Annotated in this window: 8 protein-coding genes; 3 read left to right on the top strand and 5 right to left on the bottom strand. The window is 56.3% G+C overall.

The window, feature by feature from the left end; genetic code table 11:
• Positions 1 to 311: 311 nt before the first annotated feature.
• Entirely contained in the window at positions 312 to 2276 is a 1965-nt protein-coding gene (gene acs / locus AC2D8V_RS13705) for an acetate--CoA ligase (protein WP_484734139.1), read from the top strand.
• Between the two features lie 130 nt (positions 2277 to 2406).
• Complete coding sequence (locus tag AC2D8V_RS13700; RefSeq protein WP_484734138.1) at positions 2407 to 2922, top strand: flavin reductase family protein; 516 nt, start codon at positions 2407 to 2409, stop codon at positions 2920 to 2922.
• Positions 2923 to 2938: 16 nt separating this feature from the next.
• Here the strand turns inward: AC2D8V_RS13700 and AC2D8V_RS13695 are convergent, their stop codons facing one another.
• The 4 genes from AC2D8V_RS13695 to AC2D8V_RS13680 all read right to left on the bottom strand — a co-directional run bounded on the left by AC2D8V_RS13695 (position 2939) and on the right by AC2D8V_RS13680 (position 16885).
• Positions 2939 to 6700 (bottom strand): translocation/assembly module TamB domain-containing protein, encoded by a 3762-nt coding sequence (locus AC2D8V_RS13695; protein ID WP_484734137.1) that lies wholly within the window; start codon positions 6698 to 6700, stop codon positions 2939 to 2941.
• Between the two features lie 32 nt (positions 6701 to 6732).
• Positions 6733 to 8517: an autotransporter assembly complex protein TamA gene (locus AC2D8V_RS13690; RefSeq protein WP_484734136.1), complete on the bottom strand. Its 1785-nt coding sequence runs from the start codon at positions 8515 to 8517 to the stop codon at positions 6733 to 6735.
• A 203-nt stretch (positions 8518 to 8720) separates the two neighbouring features.
• Entirely contained in the window at positions 8721 to 10628 is a 1908-nt protein-coding gene (locus AC2D8V_RS13685; protein ID WP_484734135.1) for a hypothetical protein, read from the bottom strand.
• Between the two features lie 203 nt (positions 10629 to 10831).
• Positions 10832 to 16885: a VCBS domain-containing protein gene (locus AC2D8V_RS13680; protein WP_484734134.1), complete on the bottom strand. Its 6054-nt coding sequence runs from the start codon at positions 16883 to 16885 to the stop codon at positions 10832 to 10834.
• 280 nt (positions 16886 to 17165) lie between these two features.
• Between AC2D8V_RS13680 and AC2D8V_RS13675 the strand changes: the two genes are divergently transcribed.
• On the top strand, positions 17166 to 19427 hold the full coding sequence (locus AC2D8V_RS13675) for a CHASE2 domain-containing protein (protein WP_484734133.1): 2262 nt from the start codon (positions 17166 to 17168) through the stop codon (positions 19425 to 19427).
• Here the strand turns inward: AC2D8V_RS13675 and AC2D8V_RS13670 are convergent, their stop codons facing one another.
• Positions 19428 to 20750, bottom strand: a complete 1323-nt coding sequence (locus AC2D8V_RS13670) for an HlyD family type I secretion periplasmic adaptor subunit (protein ID WP_484734132.1) — start codon at positions 20748 to 20750, stop codon at positions 19428 to 19430.
• Position 20751: the final 1 nt, after the last annotated feature.

Raw genomic sequence — 20751 nt, 5'->3', positions numbered from 1 at the left:
ACTCAGAGCCACCCTGCCTGATGCTGCTGCGCAGCAATTGCAGAGGTTGCAACACCGATCTGCGCGGGCATTGACTGAAGCGGCACCGCAAAGCCCTTGATTTTTAACGCCCCACTCTCGAAAATTTACAAATCTCGCAATCGCAGCGGAAATACCTTTACAGCAAAAGCTATATATATCGGTACCTTATTTCATTCTTTTCAAATGCCTCTATGATCGACGGCGGAGGAACCTCTCGGCGCAGCACGGCACGGTGCACACGCCGGGAAAATGCCGCCTGGGGCGGTCAAGAACGACTAAGGAGGAGACATATGTCCGATACAGCAAACGCAGCAAAGACCTATCCCCCCTCTGCGACAATGGCAGAGAACGCACATGTGAATGCTGCGAAGTACGAGCAAATGTATGCGGCCTCCATCGCGGATTCCGAAGGGTTCTGGCGAGAGCAAGCCGGTCGGGTCGACTGGATGACACCTTTCACCCAGGTCAAGGATGTTGACTTCACGCTAGGCAACGTTTCGATCAAATGGTTCGCCGATGGCGGGTTGAACGTCGCTGCAAACTGCATTGATCGGCATCTCGAAGCGCGGGGAGATCAAACAGCAATTATCTGGGAACCCGACAGCCCCGAAGATGCGGCGCAATATATCACTTATAGAGAGTTGCACGGGTCCGTATGCCGCATGGCAAATGTTCTCAAGGATCTTGGTGTCGGCAAAGGCGACAGGGTTGTCATCTACCTGCCAATGATTCCGGAAGCTGCTCACGCCATGCTTGCCTGCGCGCGCATCGGCGCCATCCACTCAATTGTCTTTGCCGGGTTTTCACCTGATGCTCTGGCGGCACGGGTGAATGGCTGCGACGCCAAGGTCGTCATTACTGCGGATGAAGCGCCGCGCGGCGGCAGAAATACGCCTTTGAAATCGAACGCAGACCGGGCGCTGTCGAACTGTTCAGAAACGGTAAAATGCCTCGTGGTAAAGCGTACTGGCGGCGAGACCAATTGGGTTGAAGGGCGCGACGCAGATTACAACGACTTGGCATCGAAAGCGTCTGACGAGTGTGCGCCCGAGGAAATGAACGCCGAAGATCCGCTGTTCATTCTCTACACGTCCGGGTCGACGGGACAGCCCAAAGGGGTCGTTCATACCACTGGCGGGTACCTCGTGTATGCCGCGATGACGCATGAAATTACCTTTGATTACAAAGATGGCGACATCTACTGGTGCACCGCAGATGTAGGCTGGGTGACCGGTCACAGCTATATCGTCTACGGACCGCTGGCCAACGGCGCGACCACGCTCATGTTTGAAGGTGTTCCGACCTACCCTGATGCCAGTCGCTTTTGGCAGGTCTGCGACAAACACAAGGTCAATCAGTTTTATACAGCCCCTACTGCGATCCGAGCGCTGATGGGGCAAGGCAACAGTTTTGTCGAAAAATGCCATCTGTCCGATCTCAAGGTTCTCGGCACGGTGGGCGAGCCCATCAACCCCGAAGCCTGGAACTGGTACAACGAGATCGTCGGCAAAGGTCGCTGCCCGATTGTCGACACATGGTGGCAGACCGAAACCGGCGGTCACCTCATGACGCCCCTGCCAGGGGCGCACGCGATGAAGCCCGGGTCTGCCATGAAACCTTTCTTCGGAATTGAACCCGTCGTTCTTGAACCAACCACAGGAGAGGTTATCGAAGGCGACGGGGTCGAGGGTGTCTTGTGTATTGCAGACAGTTGGCCCGGCCAGATGCGCACGGTCTGGGGGGACCACGAGCGTTTCGAAAAGACGTATTTCTCTGACTACAAGGGATACTACTTCACCGGCGATGGATGCAGACGCGATGAAGATGGTGACTACTGGATCACCGGCCGTGTGGATGACGTGATCAACGTTTCAGGTCACAGAATGGGCACTGCCGAAGTGGAAAGCGCGCTGGTTGCGCATGAAAAGGTCGCAGAGGCGGCGGTGGTTGGCTACCCGCACGACATCAAGGGACAAGGCATCTACTGTTATGTCACGCTCATGGGCGGAGAAGAACCGTCTGAAGACCTGCGAAAAGAGTTGCGCACGTGGGTGCGTCAGGAGATTGGGCCTATTGCCTCACCGGACGTGATCCAATGGGCTCCGGGCCTGCCTAAAACACGCTCGGGAAAGATCATGCGCCGCATACTGCGCAAGATCGCTGAAGATGACTTTGGCAGCTTGGGAGACACATCCACTTTGGCCGACCCATCGGTCGTCGACGACCTGATCGAAAATCGCATGAACAAAAGCTAGAAGCAGGTTCAAGCATCTCAACGCAGGCCGCCTTGATGCGGCCTGCTCTTATGGGTCCGGGCGGTTTCGCTCTTGTCCGGCGGTGGGGCCGCGTTACATGCCTCAACAACAGGCGAATGAACGACCCAATATGACCCAAACACACCATAGCTTTGACCCTGACGCGTCCCAGCAAGCCGCATTTCGGCGTGCATTGGGGTGTTTCGGTACCGGTGTGACCATCATTACCACTGCCACAGATAGCGGCCCGCTTGGCTTTACCGCCAATTCCTTTTCTTCTGTATCCCTGCAGCCGCCACTCGTGCAGTGGTCTGTGGCACGCGATGCCTCGCGTCATGATGCTTTCGTAGCAGCAAAGAATTTTAACGTGCACGTGCTTGGCGCAGGCCAAAGCGCCTTGGCCCACCACTTTGCTAAAAACGGAGACGGATTTGACAAGTTTGACTGGCAGCGGGGGCCAGATGGTGTGCCTGTGCTTCAGGGATGTCTTGCGCGCTTTTCTTGCAGCACATATGGCATTCACCCCGCAGGTGACCATTCGTTGATCCTAGGTCAGGTGAGGCACGTGGTGGCGCAGGATGATCCTGGTGCCGCGTTGCTGTTCGTGCAAGGGCGCTTTGGCACCTTTACAGACACCTGCGCGTAGCCCCCGCGCGTCAGTCTCAGTAATCACGCTCAAAGAAGATGCCGATGCTGCTTTCTCCCTCGGACCCTGCCGTCGCTTTTGCCGTAAGACTGTCTGTCAGATCAATGTTCAGTGACACATCCGTCCCCCCCTCGCCACTCGTCGTGACGTCGGTGTAGATGTCGTCGGTCAGATATTTGCCCACGGTTACTTCGGTGTCGCCACTGTCCGTGGTGGTGACGTCAAACTCGTCGACACCGAGACGCTGCGCACCCTCGGCAAAGCCAATACCGCCGCGACCGGATAGCTGCGCCAGACCGTTCACAAGCTGGATTGTCTGAAATGCGCTCAGTTCGTCAAGTCGCCGCCCAAACAGGATCAATGACATCACCTCGTCCTGTGGCGCCTCGGGAACCGCTGAGAACGTGATGTCTGGTTCGGTTGCGAGCCCTTCTACACGAATGCTCGCAGTACCATCGGGAATATTCGTTGTTGTGACAAACAGGATATAGGGCGTGACGCTTCCTTGAAACTGCACCGATCCCTCATCCAGTTCAAACCGCTTACCGATGATGTCAAGGCGGCCTCGGATCAGGTCGAAACTACCCGCTGAGATGATGTTATTCGTGTCGCCTGTAATGTCGAGACCACCCCCAAGTTCAGCGTTAATGCCGCGTCCCCTGACGAAAAGTCGAGACGGCGCATCCACTCTTATTGCCAAAGGATAGGCTGGCCCTGCCGCGCCTCTGCTTGCCTCGGCTTTTTCGCTGTCAACAACGCCCGCCCGACTACGCGTGGCATTTGCCGCCGACGGTGCGCCTATATGCCGGATCAGTGGAATTTCACCGATGATGGTAAGACCGGTGTCCGGAACTGTTACGTTGACCTGCCCGAGCGTGATCCCCCCGGTGATCCGCGCACCGCCTGTCAAAGGGCCAACAACTGTAATGTCGCCGCCCAGCGTCGCCGCGTACAGCCTTGGATCGGTCAGAACGGCATCGCGCAACGCCACCGCAATATCACCGTTCAAGTTATTGAGGTCTACTGACCCATTGACGGACAGGCTGCCACCTGCCGAAATATTACTGCTAAGATCAATGCCTGCACGGCCGGCGTTCAAGTCGACATTAGTGTTGATGTCCGTCAGGCCGACACGCAGGTTGGGCGCTGTAAATCGTGCGCCGGATGTGGAGATGCGGCCGCTGACGGCGTTCAACCCCGGGGCACCTTTCACCGCGAGATCAAATTTCGCCTGCCCTTGCAGATCACGCGGCGCGAGAAACGGGCGGGACAGGCCCAGTGGGGCTTCGCCCACAACACTCAAGTCCAGATCACTGCCATCTGCGGCAGCTGTGCCGTCTACACGTGCGGTGGTACCCAATGGACCGCCAACATCCGTATCGATCCGCCAACGCTCACCCTCGCGTGCAGCCTCACCATCCAGCGAAATCGGGCCCGGAATATCCGGCACAAAGACACTGATATCAGGCATTGCAGCTTTGAACGTCACATTGGCATCAGGCCCCGTGGCAAGACCTGCAACGGAGACTTCCGACTCGTACGGGCCATCTGCATCGATATCCACAACGAAACCATCGGGCGATTGTTGTACCCGCCCTTGTGCCGCCAACGAGCCTGACACGGAGTCAACGAACGGCTGCACTTGCGGGATGCTCAAGGAAAAATTGACGTCGGCATCAGGCCCTGTTGCCAATCCCTCGACGGAGACATCGCTATCATGCGGTCCCGTGGCCTCAACATCAACGACATAACCGTCGGGTGACTGCTGTACCCGCCCGCGCGCATCGAGCGGTCCTGAAACCGATGCGCCGAAGGAGGCCACGTCGGGCACGCCCAGCGCAAATCTGACATCGGCGTTTGGCCCTGTTGCGAGGCCGTCGACGCTTAACTCACTGCCGTAAGGCGCATCAATGCGTCCCTGCACAACCCACCCTTCGACGGTCTGCTGTGCATTTGCATCGACAATGACAGCGCCTTGGTATTGAGGAACGACAAGCCCGATGTCAGCCAGTGCAACCCGAGCCGTCACATCGCTTCCCTGACTGCGCAAGGCAGCATCAACAAAGACATCGACCGCATCATTGTTCAACTTAAGATCGCGGACAAAGGTGCCTGTCTCATCTCTTACAGCCTGCAAGGCAAGTGTCGTCAAACCCGCGAGCACGGCGTCGGCCTGTGGAATTTGCACCGCCAGATCCTGCGTGTTGCCCGACACACGCAAATCAAACGTTCCTGCAAGCGGCGTGACATCGCCGCTTACAGCAAGCCGCGCGGCGCCAGAAAGCGGTTGGCCTGAAAGTTCAGCAAACCGGCTGAGATCCTCGGCTTGAACGGCTAATTCCAACTGGGTGGGAAACCCGTTTGCCGGTTCCTGGATAACTACCTGCCCTTGCAAACCGTAGTCCGCGCCCTCCAGCGCGAGGTTGGTTATTCGGATGGGCTCATCCTCGATAAAGCTGATCTTGGCCCCACCCGATACAGAATTGCCGAGCGCACGCGACGCCGTTTCATCCGACAGCACGATGCCGGTCGCATCAAAGGTCAGGTCCGCGAGCAATTGGCCGATTGAATTGACCTCGCCGCGCAAAACACCATCCAGTGTCAGCAATGTCTGATCGATTTTCAGCGCATCATGGCTTAAACCCTGAATGTCAAAAGAACCTGCCAGAGCATCATTGTCTGACACGTCGTAATTCACATCGAGCGTGACGGATTGCACGGTGACGCCAGCATCAGAACCCGGCAAGACAACCGGCTGGCCCTCGCGCGACAATCGTCCTTTGACATCAATAAAGCTGGGCCACTTATCTTGATTGAGGCGCACCGCCCCTTTCAAATCGAGGACGCGCGCGGCCACTTCAAATGCATTCACATCGACAGAGCCGTCACCTTGCAGAACCGTGTCGACCGACAGCTTCACTTCAGGGCCGAAAAAATCATGGTATTCTGGCGCAATCAATGCCGTTATGTCGCCGCCAAGATCCGCCAGAATGCGCCGGTCGGGTGATTGCCCTTCAGGAACATCGGCTTCGGCCGTCAGGGTCACCTCACCCGCCAGTCGTTGCATGCCATCGGTCGAAAGATCGATCTGCGTTGCGAAGTCGTCCAGCGGGCCCTGCCCTTCAACTTTCAGTTCAACTGATGGCTCACCCGGCAAGTTCAGCAGTTTTGCGGTAATGCCGCCCGGATCTTCTTCCAATGCGATGTTCAATGTGATCTCAGAGCCGCTGCGAGCAACATTTGCATCAATGAGGAAGGTGCCGGACACATCATCGATGCGGTCAGCGGTCATATCTACATCAAGGCCAGCATCATCCAGAATTGCGCTGGCCGACAGCGATACGCGTGCGGGGGCTCCAAGAATTGGTGCGCCAAGATCAATTTCAGTGACTTCAAAGACCTGTATGTTGACCGATACCGGCAGATCCGGAAGCTCGAAGGAAAATCCACCTGCCTCAGCCGACGGCAACTCTTCCACTTCTTCGGACTCAGGCAGGCGCTCGACCTTTAACAGTTCGGCGCTGAGGCGATCGACCTCAAGACGGCCTCGCAGCAGGGCCAGCCTGCTCCACACCAGTTCAACGTTTTCAAGCGTCAGCCAGATACCCTGAGCGTCTTCGATGACCATGCGATCAAAAGACGCTTCGGAACTCAAAGCACCCCGAAACCCGTCGATGCGCACCTCTCGCCCCGCGCCGGATAACGCGTTTTCTATGGTGCGGGTCAAAAAACCTTTGTCGTCCTCGTCTTGCGCCCAGACCGATACCGGCCAAAGCAACAAGAAAATCGCAAATACCCGCACCACCCTGATCAAAACGATTGTCCTATGCCGATGTAAATCTGGAAATTGGAGTCACTATTGTCGCCGGTGACCGGTACTGCAAGATCGACGCGAATGGGCCCGATCCCGGTGTCATATCTGATACCGATACCAGCGCCACTATGCCACTCACCGGAACCGTCAGGAAATTCTTCTTCTCCAATATAGCCCGCATCGAAAAACCCGACATAGCCAAGTGAACCTTCGGTCCTAAATCGCAACTCCGCCGACAAACCAACAAACGATCGACCGCCCGCAAGCTCATCTAGCCCTACATCAACACCAAGCGACTGATAGTCGTGGCCGCGTACGGTACCACCCCCACCTGAATAGAAGAGAAAATCAGCCGGAGCGTCGGCCAGTGACGGCCCAATGACAGAACCGAGCTGTCCGCGAAAGGCCAAGGTCGTGCGCTGCTGCTCACCGAACGTAAAGTATTTGCGGTAATCGACTTCGGTCAAAAGCCCGTTGTCACTGCCCGACAGAGCCAGAAACGGAGAGAACTCGGCGTTGATATAATAGCCCTTGCGCGCATCCAGTTCCAAGTCACGGTAGTCGAATTCCAATCCGCCCTGCAAAATGAAGAGCGTATAATCGGAATCACCAAAGACATCGCGGGTGGTGGCGCGGCGAAAGCCCAGACCAAATGTGTAGGTGCGTTGATCAGAGGCAAAGCGTTGGATGCCAGCACCAATCGACACGCGGCGCGAAAAGAAATTGACCTGATCGAGTTGTTCCACTTCGGCCAGCGCAAACAGCGTCGTGTCCTCGTTGAAAGTTGCCGGTCGTTCGTAGCGTGTGCCAAGGAGATAATCGATCCCGCCTGTGTCGCCGCCGATACCCGCGATCTCTGCATCAAAGCGCAGGCTTTCTGCTCCGCCAAAGAAGTTGCGATGCAACCAGAAGCCAGACAGCGTCAGACCCTCAATCGTTGCCAGCTCGGCGCCAAATCCAAAGCGGCGCGGTTTGTTTTCCGAAATCTGGGCAGTGATCGGCAACGTGTTGCCGGCGCTCACGGTCTGGCTTTCAATCATGGCGACCGAACTGAACGTGCCAGTGCGGCGCAGACGCTCTGCCGCGTCTTCCAGTTCTTTGGGCGAAAACACCTGCCCCTCGGGCAAACCGGCAATTTCGAGTATGCGTTCAGTACGTACAGTCTCATTTCCGGTGACGTTTAACGGGCCGAAGGTAAGTTTCGGGCCCGGGTTCAGGACAATCTCTGCGTTAATTTGGCCCTCGCCATGATTGGCCGTAATTTTTTGGTCTTTCAGTTCTGCCTTGGCATGGCCCTGATTGCGCCAGCCCGTGATACCCGCATTGGCGGCCTGTCGCATAAGGCTCAGACGCGCCACTTCTTTGGTTTGAAATCCTTCGGGAAGCGTTGTGTCTGGTGCCAACGGGCGCACTTCAGCGCGCCCAAACTGAAATTTCTTGCCCGGATCAACAGTAACCACGATGCGATTGACCGCACCTGGCGGGCGCACAGGGTCCAGCGTCGCTGCCTCGCGGCCGTCCACAGAAATGCGGATCGTCGGACCATAGTACCCTTGGTCGTACAAAACTGCGAGCAGCCGCTTGTAATCTGCTTGGGCGGTGGCGATGATTTCCTGCGGTGTTAAAGGCTCTTCCTCCGAAGCCTGCTCGATCACCAGTGAACCGCCTTCCAAAAGCGCAGTCAGGTCCGCGTCAGTTCCTGCTTGCAAGCTTACCTCATATGCGGCCAGAGGCGTTGTAAGCCCATTGAACAACACCATAGGACACAGCAGACCCAGCATCCTTACCGTGCGCTTGAAACTTAACTTAGACAAAGTGACAGGCCCCCCAATTCGCACCGCGAGTCATCTGGCAGGATCACAATCGACGCGTATGAGGAATTCATAACGCTAGTTGTAGGGGTGCTGCAAACAAGCTTTTTGAAAAATGCGGAATGGTGCCTGTTGTCAGGCGCTGCCTTGCCGGCTTTGCGGCATCTGACACGTCAGACTTGGATCAGATAATCAGAAAAAACCAGAATTTCGACACTCGTCATTTCGTTCATTTCGCCTGACGCGATCTCGACAATCTGCCAATTCGCATCGCCAAGGTGTGTGACATCAAAATCCGCAACGGACCGCCCCACCAGCAATGTGTCGGCATCGCTGCCTCCATCAATGGTATCGACGCCTGCGCCAAATATGAACGTGTCCCGCCCGGCACCTCCAAATAGAAGATCGTCGCCCGCACCGCCGTCCAGTGTATCGCGTCCTATTCCGCCCGACAGCATGTTGTGCGCAGAAGACCCCGTCAGATCGTCAGCATAAAAAGAGCCTTCAACATCTTCAAAGTTCCGGATCACATCGGCTTTAGCATCACCGCCATTGACCGAGTTTTTGGCAAGGTTTACCGTCACACCGTTGTAGGAACCGGCATAACTCAGCAGATCGTCTCCGCTGCCACCATCAAGGGTGTCGGCATGTTTGCCCCCGTGTATCGTGTCATCTCCGGAACCGCCGGTAACTACATCGTTGTTACGACCGCCAAACAAGACATCGTTTCCCGCGCCACCTTTGATCGTATCGTTGCTGTGTCCGCCGTGGATCATATCATCACCTGCGTGGCCCTGTAGCAGGTTGGCCTGTGTGTCGCCCCGCAACTCGTCGTCAAAAGCAGAGCCAATGATCGCTTCGACATCTGCGTAGAGATCGCCCTCGGCGTCGCCCCCTGCGGCTGTCGTCAGAAAAAGATCGACCTGTACTGACGCCAGCGATGTTGCGAAATCCACGACGTCGAATCCAGCGCCACCAAAGAGACTGTCCCCTCCCGCGCCACCATTGAGGGTGTCCGCACCGGCGCCACCCTCAAGACTGTCATCGCCCGCACCGCCCGAGAGCAGGTTATCGCCCGTGTTGCCCACCAGCGTGTCATTGCCTGCGTCTGCGGTAGCGTTTTCGATCAGCGTACCGTGGGCGATGTTATAGCCACCATGAATGCCTGCTGCTTTCGATACAATCCCACCGGCCAACATGCCATCCGCAGTGTCCAGCGTCGCAGCGCGCAGGTCGATGCGCGTGTCAAGCGCGCCACTGTAACGAAATTCGTCGATGCCGCCTGCGTCCCAGATCGCCTTGTAATGCGTGCCCGCAGCATTTTCGCCGACAATGGTATATACGTTGTCTTCGGTCGCGTGACTGTCATTGGCGCCATACAGCATCTGCAAAAAAGCAATATCCAAAGTTCCCAAGACGCCAAAGCTGCGATCCACAGTTCCGTAAGTGAAAGGATACCCGGTGGTTTCGTCGCCGTTGGCGTCCACCTGCCGCACGCTGTTGTAAGACAGCACAGAGTAGATGTTCTGGTTCAAGGCAAAGTCGCCTGTGTCGCCGGCGCCGGTGACGCCAGGTAGCACGGCGTGGCCGTCGTGCGGATGGCCAAGCCCAAGGTTATGCAGGATTTCATGGATCACCGTACGGTGGTTGATGCCGCCATATTCGAGACCGTCGCCGGTATAGGAATTCGGCGCGAAAACATCGGCCATATCCATGAAGACACCCGCGCCGTCGACCCCGTAGGAATATCCGGCAACGTTGTCTCCAGGGTTGGAGTAAGCCCAGTAATCGATATCAGCGCCATCAGAACCGTTCACCTGATCCGCCACTTCGGAAAAAATGACATTCGCAACGGATGAAATGTCAGCGTGCGCACGCTCAATACTTTGCGTCAGTGCATCGGTCCAAGTTGCGACGGCCCGTCCGTCAGGATTGTTGTCGCCGATGTTAAGTGTGTAGGTCAGATTGTTGTCATTCCATTTCACGTACCCGCCCGAATACCGAAACCCGAAAGCGGTCAAAATGGAGTTTGAATCTATTTCTGCGGTCGTCTGATAGTCGGTGAAAGCCCAAGTCGCCATTTCATTCCCACTCGTTGCCTGTACGAAACGGGAATGGCGTGATTGATCAGTGCGGCATGAGCCGTGCCCAAAATGCGGTTACAGCAGGGCAAGTTGCTAGAATTAATAGAAGTTTTTAGTGATTGGGGCTTTGGAATCGCGTCGCGCAGGACACCTGAAGGCGTACCTGTGGATTGCGAATACAGCGTGTCGCAAATGGATGTTTAGGCTACCGGCACATTGGCGGTGACGACAGAGATATCCGTCTCGACCCCGAGAGTGGCCAATGCATTGCCGCCGCCATCGCTGAATTCATAAACGTTCAGAGTATTTCCAGCGCCGTCATTCACTTGCCCTGTAAGCGAAATGTCGTAGGTGTCGCCACCATCGAGCGTCAGCGTGTCGGTACCATCACCGTACAAACTGAGACTATTGCTTTGCGCCTCACCGAGGTAGGCGTTCAGAACATCATCACCCGTATCCGACAAGGCAAACACGTCCTCAAAACCAAGTGTCAGGCTGTCAGATTGCGCGTTCGTAACATCAACTGCCTCGACGCCGGACAGATCCAAGGACGACAATATCGCCGTAATGTCCGCAATGGCATCAACCGCAAGCGTGTCACGACCACCCCCGCCGTCGATATCATCGCCCGATGTATCGCCGTCTGATATGACGATGCGATCGTCACCATCGCCAGCACGTATGCTGTCGCTGCCAGATCCACCATCGATAGTGTCTGCACCGCCAAATCCAATAAGGACGTCATTTCCGCCGTTGCCGCTGATGACATCAGCCAAATCACTGCCAAACATCAGATCGTCTCCGGCCCGACCGGAGGCGGTCTGCGCGCTGTCAGCTTTGCCAATGACATCGGAAGAGAAAAGCTCGATCTCGGCATCCGATGGATCGTTGTTCACATCGAACTGGGCCGTAATGTTGATCCGGTTGCTTTCCCCCAACAGATCAAGAATGTTGTCGATGCTGGCCAACGGCAGTTCAAAGTCAGTCCCCTCAACCACCAGCGCATCGCTGGTTTCATCGGCAATCTGCACTGCCGCGCCATCATCCGCTTCCAGTTCGACCCGAAGCGAGATCAATTCGGGATTGAAGATCGGCGTGGTCTGGAAGGCGGCGGTCAACTGCGAAGAGTCGCTCAGGAATGTTGCGTTTGTATCCACCAGCAGCAGGTCGTCTTCCTCATAAGCCGCACCGAACCCAAAAGCGTTGATCGTTACGTCAAACGCATCCGTCGTGTCACGCAATTCGTTCAGCGGTTCAGTAAAGGTTCCGGATGTCGGCACACCGTCCGTGACAAAGAACAAGACGTTCGACTCGGCCGGATCCTGCGAGAAAAAGAAATTGCCCGCTTCGACGAACGCCAGTTCCCATGAGGTTGCGCCGCCCCGATAGGGCAGGTTCGCGTTGTTGATGATGTCGAGCAGTTCAGGATCAGACAACTGATAGTCTGTGCCGTCCGGCTTTTGCGTGACATCCACGTCAGACGCAAAGGTGATGATTTTGACATCAACTGTCGTATCCGACCCCTCAAATTGCAGCGCCAGTTCTGACAATGCGTCGCGAACAGAAGCCAGCAATTCCTGCCACTGCAAGAACCCGATACTCGTTGATCTGTCCAACGCAATAGCAAGATTGACCGATGTCACCGGCGTCGTATCGATGCCGATTTCAACGGCGCCTGCCGCTGTGTCATTGTTAGCCTCGGTATTCAAACCGATTGAGACATTCTCATTGTCTGGGTCGTCCGGATCGCTTTCAACTTCGATCGTGATCCGTCCGGTCGACACGCCGCCATCGGCATCTTCGACTTGATATTCGATCCGTTCAATACCGAGAAAACCAGCATCAGGCGTATAATCGAACGTGCCGTCGGGATTGATGACCAAAGTGCCATTTTCCGCACCCGTACCGGAGACGGAGAATATGAGGTCTTCTTCCGCACCATCCACATCCGAAGCTGAAAGCGCGCCGGAGATCATCTGGGCCTCAATGGTCTCAAAGACTGTATTCGTTGTGACGATCGGGCGGTCATTTGTCCCGATGATTGTGACTTCGACAACTATCTCTGTCGTGCCACCCAAGCCGTCACTTGCCACCGCGGTCAGGCTTTCCACCCGCGTGTCGCCCACGGCCAACACGTCCGCCGCCGCGTTGTCGAGTTCGTAAGTCCACGACCCCGTTTCCGAAAGCTCAAACTCACCGTAGAGCACATCCGACGTCCCGGACCACACGGGTGTTTGCCCAGCATCTGCGTCTGTCGCGGCCAAGACCCCGCTGGCAACGATGGTTTCCTCGCCTTCGATCAGTACAGCTTGCGCCTGCGAGGCGTCCGACGTAATAACGGGTGCATCGTTTGTGCCCGTGATTGTGACAGTGACCGTCTCAACCACAGGCGCACCGACGCCATCCGTTACAGAAGCGTCGAAGGTTTCGGTGAGCTGTTGGCCTTGCGCCAGAAACTGAACCGTTGCCGGATCGACTGTGTAAGTCCACGCACCGGTTGTCTGTATGACGAAGGCACCGTAAATGCCCGTTGTAGACCCGCTCCAGCTGGCCGTGCCATCTACATCTGCCGCTGCCAACGTACCGGATGCGACAAGCGGACCGATATCTTCTGTCAAATCGCCTTCAGCGTCGGCGGTAGTTGACGTAATAACCGGCAAATCATCCGTGCCAGTGATCGTAACACTAACGGTTTGAATGACCCCTTCCCCAACACCTTCAGTGACCACAGCGTCAAAGGTTTCGACCACTTGCTGATCTTGCGCCAGAAACTGAACGCTTGATGGCACCAGTGTATAGGTCCATGCTCCATTGGGATCGATCGCAAAGGTGCCATAGTCACCTGTCGCAGACCCGCTCCAGCTTGCGGCGCCATCGACATCAGTGGCCGCGAGGGCACCAGATGCAACCACAGCCGCCGCATCTTCAATCAGCGAGCCCGTGGCATCCGCCGCCGAAGACGTCACAACCGGCAAGTCATCAGTGCCGGTAATTGTCACAGAGACGTCCTGCGTCACCGGTGCGCCTGCGCCGTCCGTTACGCTTGCCGTGAATGTCTCGGTAACTTCTTGCCCCAGAGCAAGAAACTGCACCGTTTCAGGATCAAGCGTATAGGTCCAGGCACCATCGGGATCGATGGAGAAGGCTCCATACGCGCCGTCGGTGGAACCGCTCCAACTGGCGTCGCCGTCGACATCTGTTGCCGAGAGCACGCCTGAGGCAGCGATTGGACCCACATCTTCTGTCAGCCCGCCCGTTGCGTCTGCGGCATCAGAAGTAATGACGGGCAAATCATCCGTGCCCGTGATCGTCACCGTCACTACCTGTTCCACCGGGCTGCTCAGCCCGTCGGTGACAGCCGCGACGAAGCTGTCTGTGACCTCTTGACCCTCCGCGAGGAACTGAATTGCATCGGGATCAACCGTATACGTCCATTCGCCGGTCGTCTGGATAACGAACGCGCCGAAATTGCCATCTGCAGAGCCGCTCCAACTTACCGCGCTGTCGGCATCGGTCGCGCTCAATGTGCCGGCGGCTGAGAGCGGCCCGCTGTCTTCGATCAGGGCGCCGGCGTCTTCACCGACTTCGGTGGTGATTACCGGCCCGTCGTTATCCCCGTTGATGGTGACGGTGATTACCTGAGAAACACTGGCACCGAACTGATCTTGCGCCGTTGCATCGAAAGTTTCCTGAACCACGTCGCCTTCCGCCAATGCGTCGGCCAGATCAGGATCGAGCGTATAAGTCCATGCACCGTTTTCAGACACATCAAACGTGCCGTAAATAGCTGACGAGACGCCACCCCAAGTCACCACAGCACCATTGTCGACGTCACTCGCGCTGAGTTGACCACTGGCGGATGCGCTGCCCCCGCCTTCGACGACAATACCACTATTTGCGCCGGCCGCTGTCGTAAGAACTGGCACATCATTTGTGCCGGTAATGCGAACTGTTACCGCTTGGAACAGCGGCGCGCCAATCCCATCCGATACAGAAACCGACAGCAGCTCATCAAATGTCTCGCCTATTGCCAGTTGTTGTGCAGCTTCGGCATCAAGCGTGTACGTCCACTGCCCTCCCGGTGTCACCGTAAAGGTTCCCATGCTGGGAACTGCGCTGGTGGACCACGACAATTCAGCATCGCCGTCCACGTCGGTTGCAGACAACGTTCCAGTGGCGGCGATCGGGCCTGAATCTTCGGTCAAAGCGCCTTCAAGGTTGGCGGCTGTGGTGGTCAAAACCGGTTGGTCGTTGGTGCCAGTCAAAGTCACAGTGACGTCGATGCTATCCGACACGCCATCGGCATCGGTTACGGTTGCTGTAAAGACTTCCTCGACCGTCTCACCCGCATCCAAAGTATCTGCTGATGTAGGGTCGAGAGTATACGACCACACGCCGCTTTCTGAGATGTCAAAGCTGCCGAATGCCCCGCTGGCAGAACCGGACCATTCCGGCAACGCGCCAGGATCGGGGTCTTCTGCTTCAAGCGTACCGCCAATGCTGGTGGGGCCTGCGTCTTCGGTCAATGCACCTGTCGCGTCGGTGACTGACGTCACAATGACCGGTGGATCATTCTCGCCCAGTACCGTCACCGAAATCGTCGCCAAAGACGCTGCGCCCTCCACGTCGGAGACGAGAACACTGAAACTGTCTGTGCCCTCAAAGTCGGGATCAGGAGTGTAGGTGTATGTGCCGTTTTGCAGCACTAGCACCTCACCATCCGTTGGCAAATCCTGCAGGTTGTAGGACAGTTCGTCGCCGTCGATGTCAACCGCCTCGATTGTACCCGAAACGATGCCATCCTCGACCATGCTCAGGTCGGCACCTTGTGCGACCGGTGCATCGTTGACCGGCAGTACCTCCACCACCACGGTGCCTTGGGCTAATTCGCCTTCGGGCCCATTTGCCGTAAAGGTAAAGCTGTCAATCCCGTTAAAATCGGGTTCTGGCACGAATGAAAACGTACCATCGGCGTTTACGGTTGCAGTCCCGTTGGCCGGTGCCTGGCCCAGGCCGAATACGATGGGAATCTCATCGGGGTTCTGAACAACCGCCTGCCCGGCGATCGCGCTGTCCTCGGTTGCGTCTTCAAAACCCTGCACGGCGATCAGCGTGGGAACCTGCACCTCGTCTTCGAGCAGGTTACTTTCGTCCAAAGGACCAATGTCATCACTTTCGACTTCGTTCTCGATCTCGTCCAGCGGGTCGAGGGCATCCTGATCGTCAACGCCGTTCACATCCAGATCGGTATCGACACCTTGGTTTTGCTGCAGGTTCTGCTGAGTGGTTGTTGAATCAGAGAGCGAAACAAACGTGTCGCCTGCTTCGACACGGGACGTGGCCGCGCGGAACGCCGCAAAGGCTTCGGCGATCAGAACGCTGTCTTCAAGATCATCCTCGGGCGTGCGGGCCAACTCGCGGGTGCTGTCATCTGCAGCTGAAACAACCCATTTGGTGTCAGTCTCGGTGATGTTGGCGATGAGATTGCCATCAAGATCAAAGAGCGCAACAGTTCCAACGTCACCATCGGGGTCATTCGTCAGCGTTACCTCTGTGGTCACCACACCGGCATCCGTACCGATTTGCACCAGAACGGTGGTGCCACGGATCCCCATTGTCGAGGCGGGTGTGCCCACATCCATACCACCGGTTTTCGCAACCTGGCCGGCGATAAAGACGAAGCCACCCTGAATGAGGCTGAAGCCTGCACTGTTGTCGTTTGCGTCCGGATCAAAAACCAGTTCGTCGATGACCATGCGCGATTCAGAGGAAAGCGTGAAAATTGTACCATCCACAAAGGTGACGGAAACCGTGCCATCCTCACTGGTCTGGATCAAATCCTGCTGAAAAATTTTCATGCCGATCTGCAGTGTCTCTACGACACCGTCGGCGCGCTGCACTGAAGCACCACCTTCCAGCGTTTCGACTTGCCCAATGGGGCTCGCGCCCGGTTGTGCGCCGACCTGCGTGTATTGAGCAGGTGCGATAGGGCCAGCCAGAAGCTCGACCAGATCGCCACGCAACACAGCACCGTTTGTGTCAAAAATGTCTGCTGGTGTTTCGGTCGCAAAATATCCAGGCAGGTGCAGACTGGCCGCACCGTCGCCGGAGATTATCAGGTCAGAACCGCTTCGTTCGAAATCACCACTAAACAGTTGCTTGCTGTTCGGGGCGACGAAATTGCCCGCCTCATCAGCAACCAAAGTAATAAACTCTACAAGCGTTTCGTCGTGTTCAGAAAACTTAATAGACACGCCACACCTCAAAATAAGAAGTTGACGTTACTGTACCTTAATCCGACGCTGGTTATGTGAACCAAGACACATTTCGATGAAAATTAGCCACAAAAATGCCATATTTCCGCCAATCGAGAAGAAAAAGGTTGAAAAAACTTGCCAGCTTTTCGCGTAAAAGTGGAATTCGGTTCACGAATCGGCAAGTGATTCGCACTAAACGCCGGAAACTGTTTCGAGATTCGGTTCAAAATATCCAGACGGCTTGTCCGTCAGCGATGCCAATCGTGCGACCCGTTGCATGAAGGCTTGGTTCAGCAAATGGATCGGGCTGGTGCGCATCGTCGCTCTTCTGGGGCTTTTCTTTGGTATCGTGATCCGCATCGGCGATCCGTTGCCACTGCAAACGCTTCGAAACGCGACGTTTGATTTTTACCACCAAACCAAACCGCGCGATGTGGTACCGATGCCCGTTACCATACTGGACGTTGATGACCGCAGCATCGAAGCTTTGGGGCAGTGGCCATGGCCCCGCACCCGCATTGCGGAAATGGTCGACAAGGCAACGGCCGACGGCGCGGTTGCAATTGCCTTCGATATTATCTTCGCGGAGCCAGACCGTTTGTCGCCCGAACAGTTTGTGGCCGATAATCCGACAGTGCCCCCAACCCTGTTAAAACAGATGTCTGACTTGCCAGACAATGATGCGGTTTTGGCGGAATCTTTTGCCCGGTCTCGAGTCATTCTTGGCCAGACCAGTGTGCGGTCGGTCGCCGGAAACCGGATCCAAAAACGGGAAATGGCACCAGTACAACATGCCCTGATCGGCCCCAATCCCCTGCCCTACATGCTGACCTTTCCAGACATTGTGCAGAACTTGCCCGAACTGGAAGCAGCAGCGGCGGGTCGCGGAATGTTCAACGCAAGACCAGACGCGGATGGTGTCTACCGACGTGTGCCTTTGGTGATGAGTGTGCAAGGCCAAATCAGGTTGGGGCTGACACCCGAACTTTTGCGGGTTGCCACCGGAGGCCAACCTTTCGCTGTGCGCACAAACGAAGCAGGTATCGAAGGGGTCATATTGGCCCGGCAGCTCATCCCGACCGCCCGCGATGGCACCGTATGGCCATATCTGAGCCCCTCGTCACCGGCGCGTTATGTGTCAATTGTCGATCTGATTGATGGCACAATGCCAAAAGGAAGGCTTGCCGGGCATCTTCTGCTTGTCGGCACTTCTGCCATCGGGCTGGAGGACTTTCGGGCGACACCGCTTGGCGTATCCATGGCAGGAGTGGAAATCCACGCGCAGGTGCTGGAAAACATTATGGCCAAAACCCTTCTGGTCCGGCCGAACTACACCATAGCAATCGAACTGGTTACGACCGCAGTTCTTTGCCTGCTGGTGATTATCTTTGCCCCAATGCTCAGCGCGCGCGCACTTATATCTTCGTCCTTGGTATTGCTGTCAGGCTATGTCGGCACCTCATACTACTTGTTTGCTGACAAACGCATCCTTCTGGACCCATCCTTTCCGGTGCTGGCGACGGCCACAGCCATCATGCTGATCTCTACGGTGAATTACCTGCGCGAAGAGCGTCAGCGGCGTCAGATCCGCGGCGCATTTGGCCAATACGTCTCGCCTGATCTGGTCGATCAGTTGTCGCGTAATCAGGGGCAACTGACATTGGGCGGCGAATCCCGGCAACTCACGCTGCTGTTCAGCGATGTGCGCGGCTTTACGGCCATCGCTGAAGAGTTTCGCGACGATCCCGAAGCGCTGACATTGCTCATGAACCAATTTTTGACCATCCTGTCGAATGCCATCATGGATCACCGCGGTACCATCGACAAATTTATGGGCGATGCGGTTATGGCCTTTTGGAACGCACCCCTCGATCACGAGGATCACGTCCGCTCTGCCTGCCGTGCCGCTCTTCGCATGATCGCCGATATTGAAGTGTTCAATATCAACAGGATGTCAGGCGTTGTTGATAGTACAGATGAAGCGGATGGGAGCAATGAAACAAAGGCCGATGCTCCAAAAGTGCATAAGCTGAATGTCGGTATCGGGATAAACACAGGCCAATGCGTTGTGGGCAACATGGGGAGCGACACCCGATTTGACTATACGGCGTTGGGCGATCCGGTGAACGTCGCATCTCGTCTTGAGGGGCAATCACGGTATTATGGTGCACCGATCATCCTCGGCCAAAATACCGCACATGAAGTGCTGGACGAGTTTGCCCTGATGGAACTCGACCTGATCCGTGTCGTCGGCAAGGACGTCCCGGAAAACATCTTCGCCTTGCTCGGCGATGAGACGCTTTTTGCGCATCCTGACTATGCCACCGCATTCGAGTTGAATGGCGCAATGCTTGCAGCATACCGGCGGCGGGACTGGGAGACAGTCGAGCAGACGTTGCCCAAGCTGAGACCGCTTTTCGACGCATTGGGCGTCGATCTCGAAGACTATTTGCAGATGTACCGTGATCGCTTGGCAGAATTGCGTGAAAACCCGCCCGCTCCGGAGTGGGACGGTGTTTATGCCTCTACCAAGAAATAATCAGCGTTCGCGCAACGCTTCTGACTGGGCGCGCAAGATCGGTTTGGCAAGATATGACAGCACTGTTTTTTCTCCGGTCTGAATATCAACAGAGGCAATCATGCCCGGTGTTATCGGCAATGGGGCGTCTTCGCTGCCAAGAAAAGACTTATCGGTGCGAACGATGACGCGAAAGAACTCCAGACCTTCCTGTGTTGTGATGGTATCGGCCCCAATACGCACCACCTCTCCTTCCAGCGCGCCGTAGACCACGTAGTCATAAGCGGAGATTTTCACTGAAGCCGGCTCGCCTGTGCGGACGAAAGCGATGTCGCGCGGTCCGAGATCGGCTTCGATAAGCAAACTGTCATCTATTGGAACGATTTCGATCAATTCCGCGCCGGGTTGTACAACGGCACCGATCGATTTGGCATTTATCCTGTTCACAGTTCCGCGCACAGGTGCGCGCAACTGAGCGCGGGTAACACGGTCATTCGCGCTGCGTAGTGTTTCCTGCACCACGGCGACCTCTGCCTGCAGTTTGGCCAATCGCTGCCGCGCGGACAAAACATACGCCGAACGGGCGGCGTCCATTTGTGTTGTGGCTTCTTCGATTGCGGCCTCGAGCCTTTTCTGACTCGCTTCGCTGACGGCCACATCACCACTCAACTCAGCCATACGCGATTGCAGTCGAAGCAATTCGATCTGGGGAACCAACCCACGGTCGAACATGTCCTGCGTAAGATCGATCTCATTTTGCAGTGGCGTCATCACGGCGCGGGTTCGCGCGCGCATTGCCAGTAATTCAGCCAGTTCGCTTTGACGCTGCGCCAGTTGTGAGCCAAGCACACGTGTTTCACGTTGCAACTGGTCCCGTCGTGACGCGAACACCTGCTCTTCGGCGGCGACAGCCAAGGGATTGCGCGTCTGCAATCCCGCCGGGAAAGTCACGCTGTCCGCAAAATTCGCTTCGGCTTCGAGGCGCGCGATCTCGGCGCGCATGGCGGTCTCCCGCTCCAGTAATTCGCCGCGCTGTGCGTCAAAACGGGTGTCATCGATCTGCATCAAGACGGTGCCCGCATCAACGATATCGCCCTCACGGACAGCAACCTCACGGACGATCCCGCCTTCGAGGCTTTGTACAACCTGAACTTCCTGTGACGGGATCACACGACCAACGGCACGTGACGTCTCTTCGATTTTGAATACGGCGGCCCATCCAATGAAACCCGCCATGCCCAGAGCAACGACAAGCAGTAGCTTCCATGGGCCACGATCGCGAACCACGGCATCAGCACCGGTTACATTGTTGGCGAACTCATCCTCGATGCGGTTACCAAACATG

Source organism: Roseobacter sp. YIN89, assembly GCF_057219365.1.
Note: the sequence above shows the minus strand (reverse complement) of the source record. Positions and strands in the feature narration are given on the sequence as shown.

Excerpts from the sequence above, each read along its gene's own strand:
- acs (WP_484734139.1), top strand. The coding sequence starts at position 312 with ATGTCCGATACAGCAAACGCAGCAAAGACCTATCCCCCCTCTGCGACA.
- AC2D8V_RS13670 (WP_484734132.1), bottom strand. The coding sequence starts at position 20,750 with ATGTTTGGTAACCGCATCGAGGATGAGTTCGCCAACAATGTAACCGGT.
- AC2D8V_RS13700 (WP_484734138.1), top strand. The coding sequence starts at position 2,407 with ATGACCCAAACACACCATAGCTTTGACCCTGACGCGTCCCAGCAAGCC.
- AC2D8V_RS13690 (WP_484734136.1), bottom strand. The coding sequence starts at position 8,517 with ATGCTGGGTCTGCTGTGTCCTATGGTGTTGTTCAATGGGCTTACAACG.
- AC2D8V_RS13685 (WP_484734135.1), bottom strand. The coding sequence starts at position 10,628 with ATGGCGACTTGGGCTTTCACCGACTATCAGACGACCGCAGAAATAGAT.
- AC2D8V_RS13675 (WP_484734133.1), top strand. The coding sequence starts at position 17,166 with ATGAAGGCTTGGTTCAGCAAATGGATCGGGCTGGTGCGCATCGTCGCT.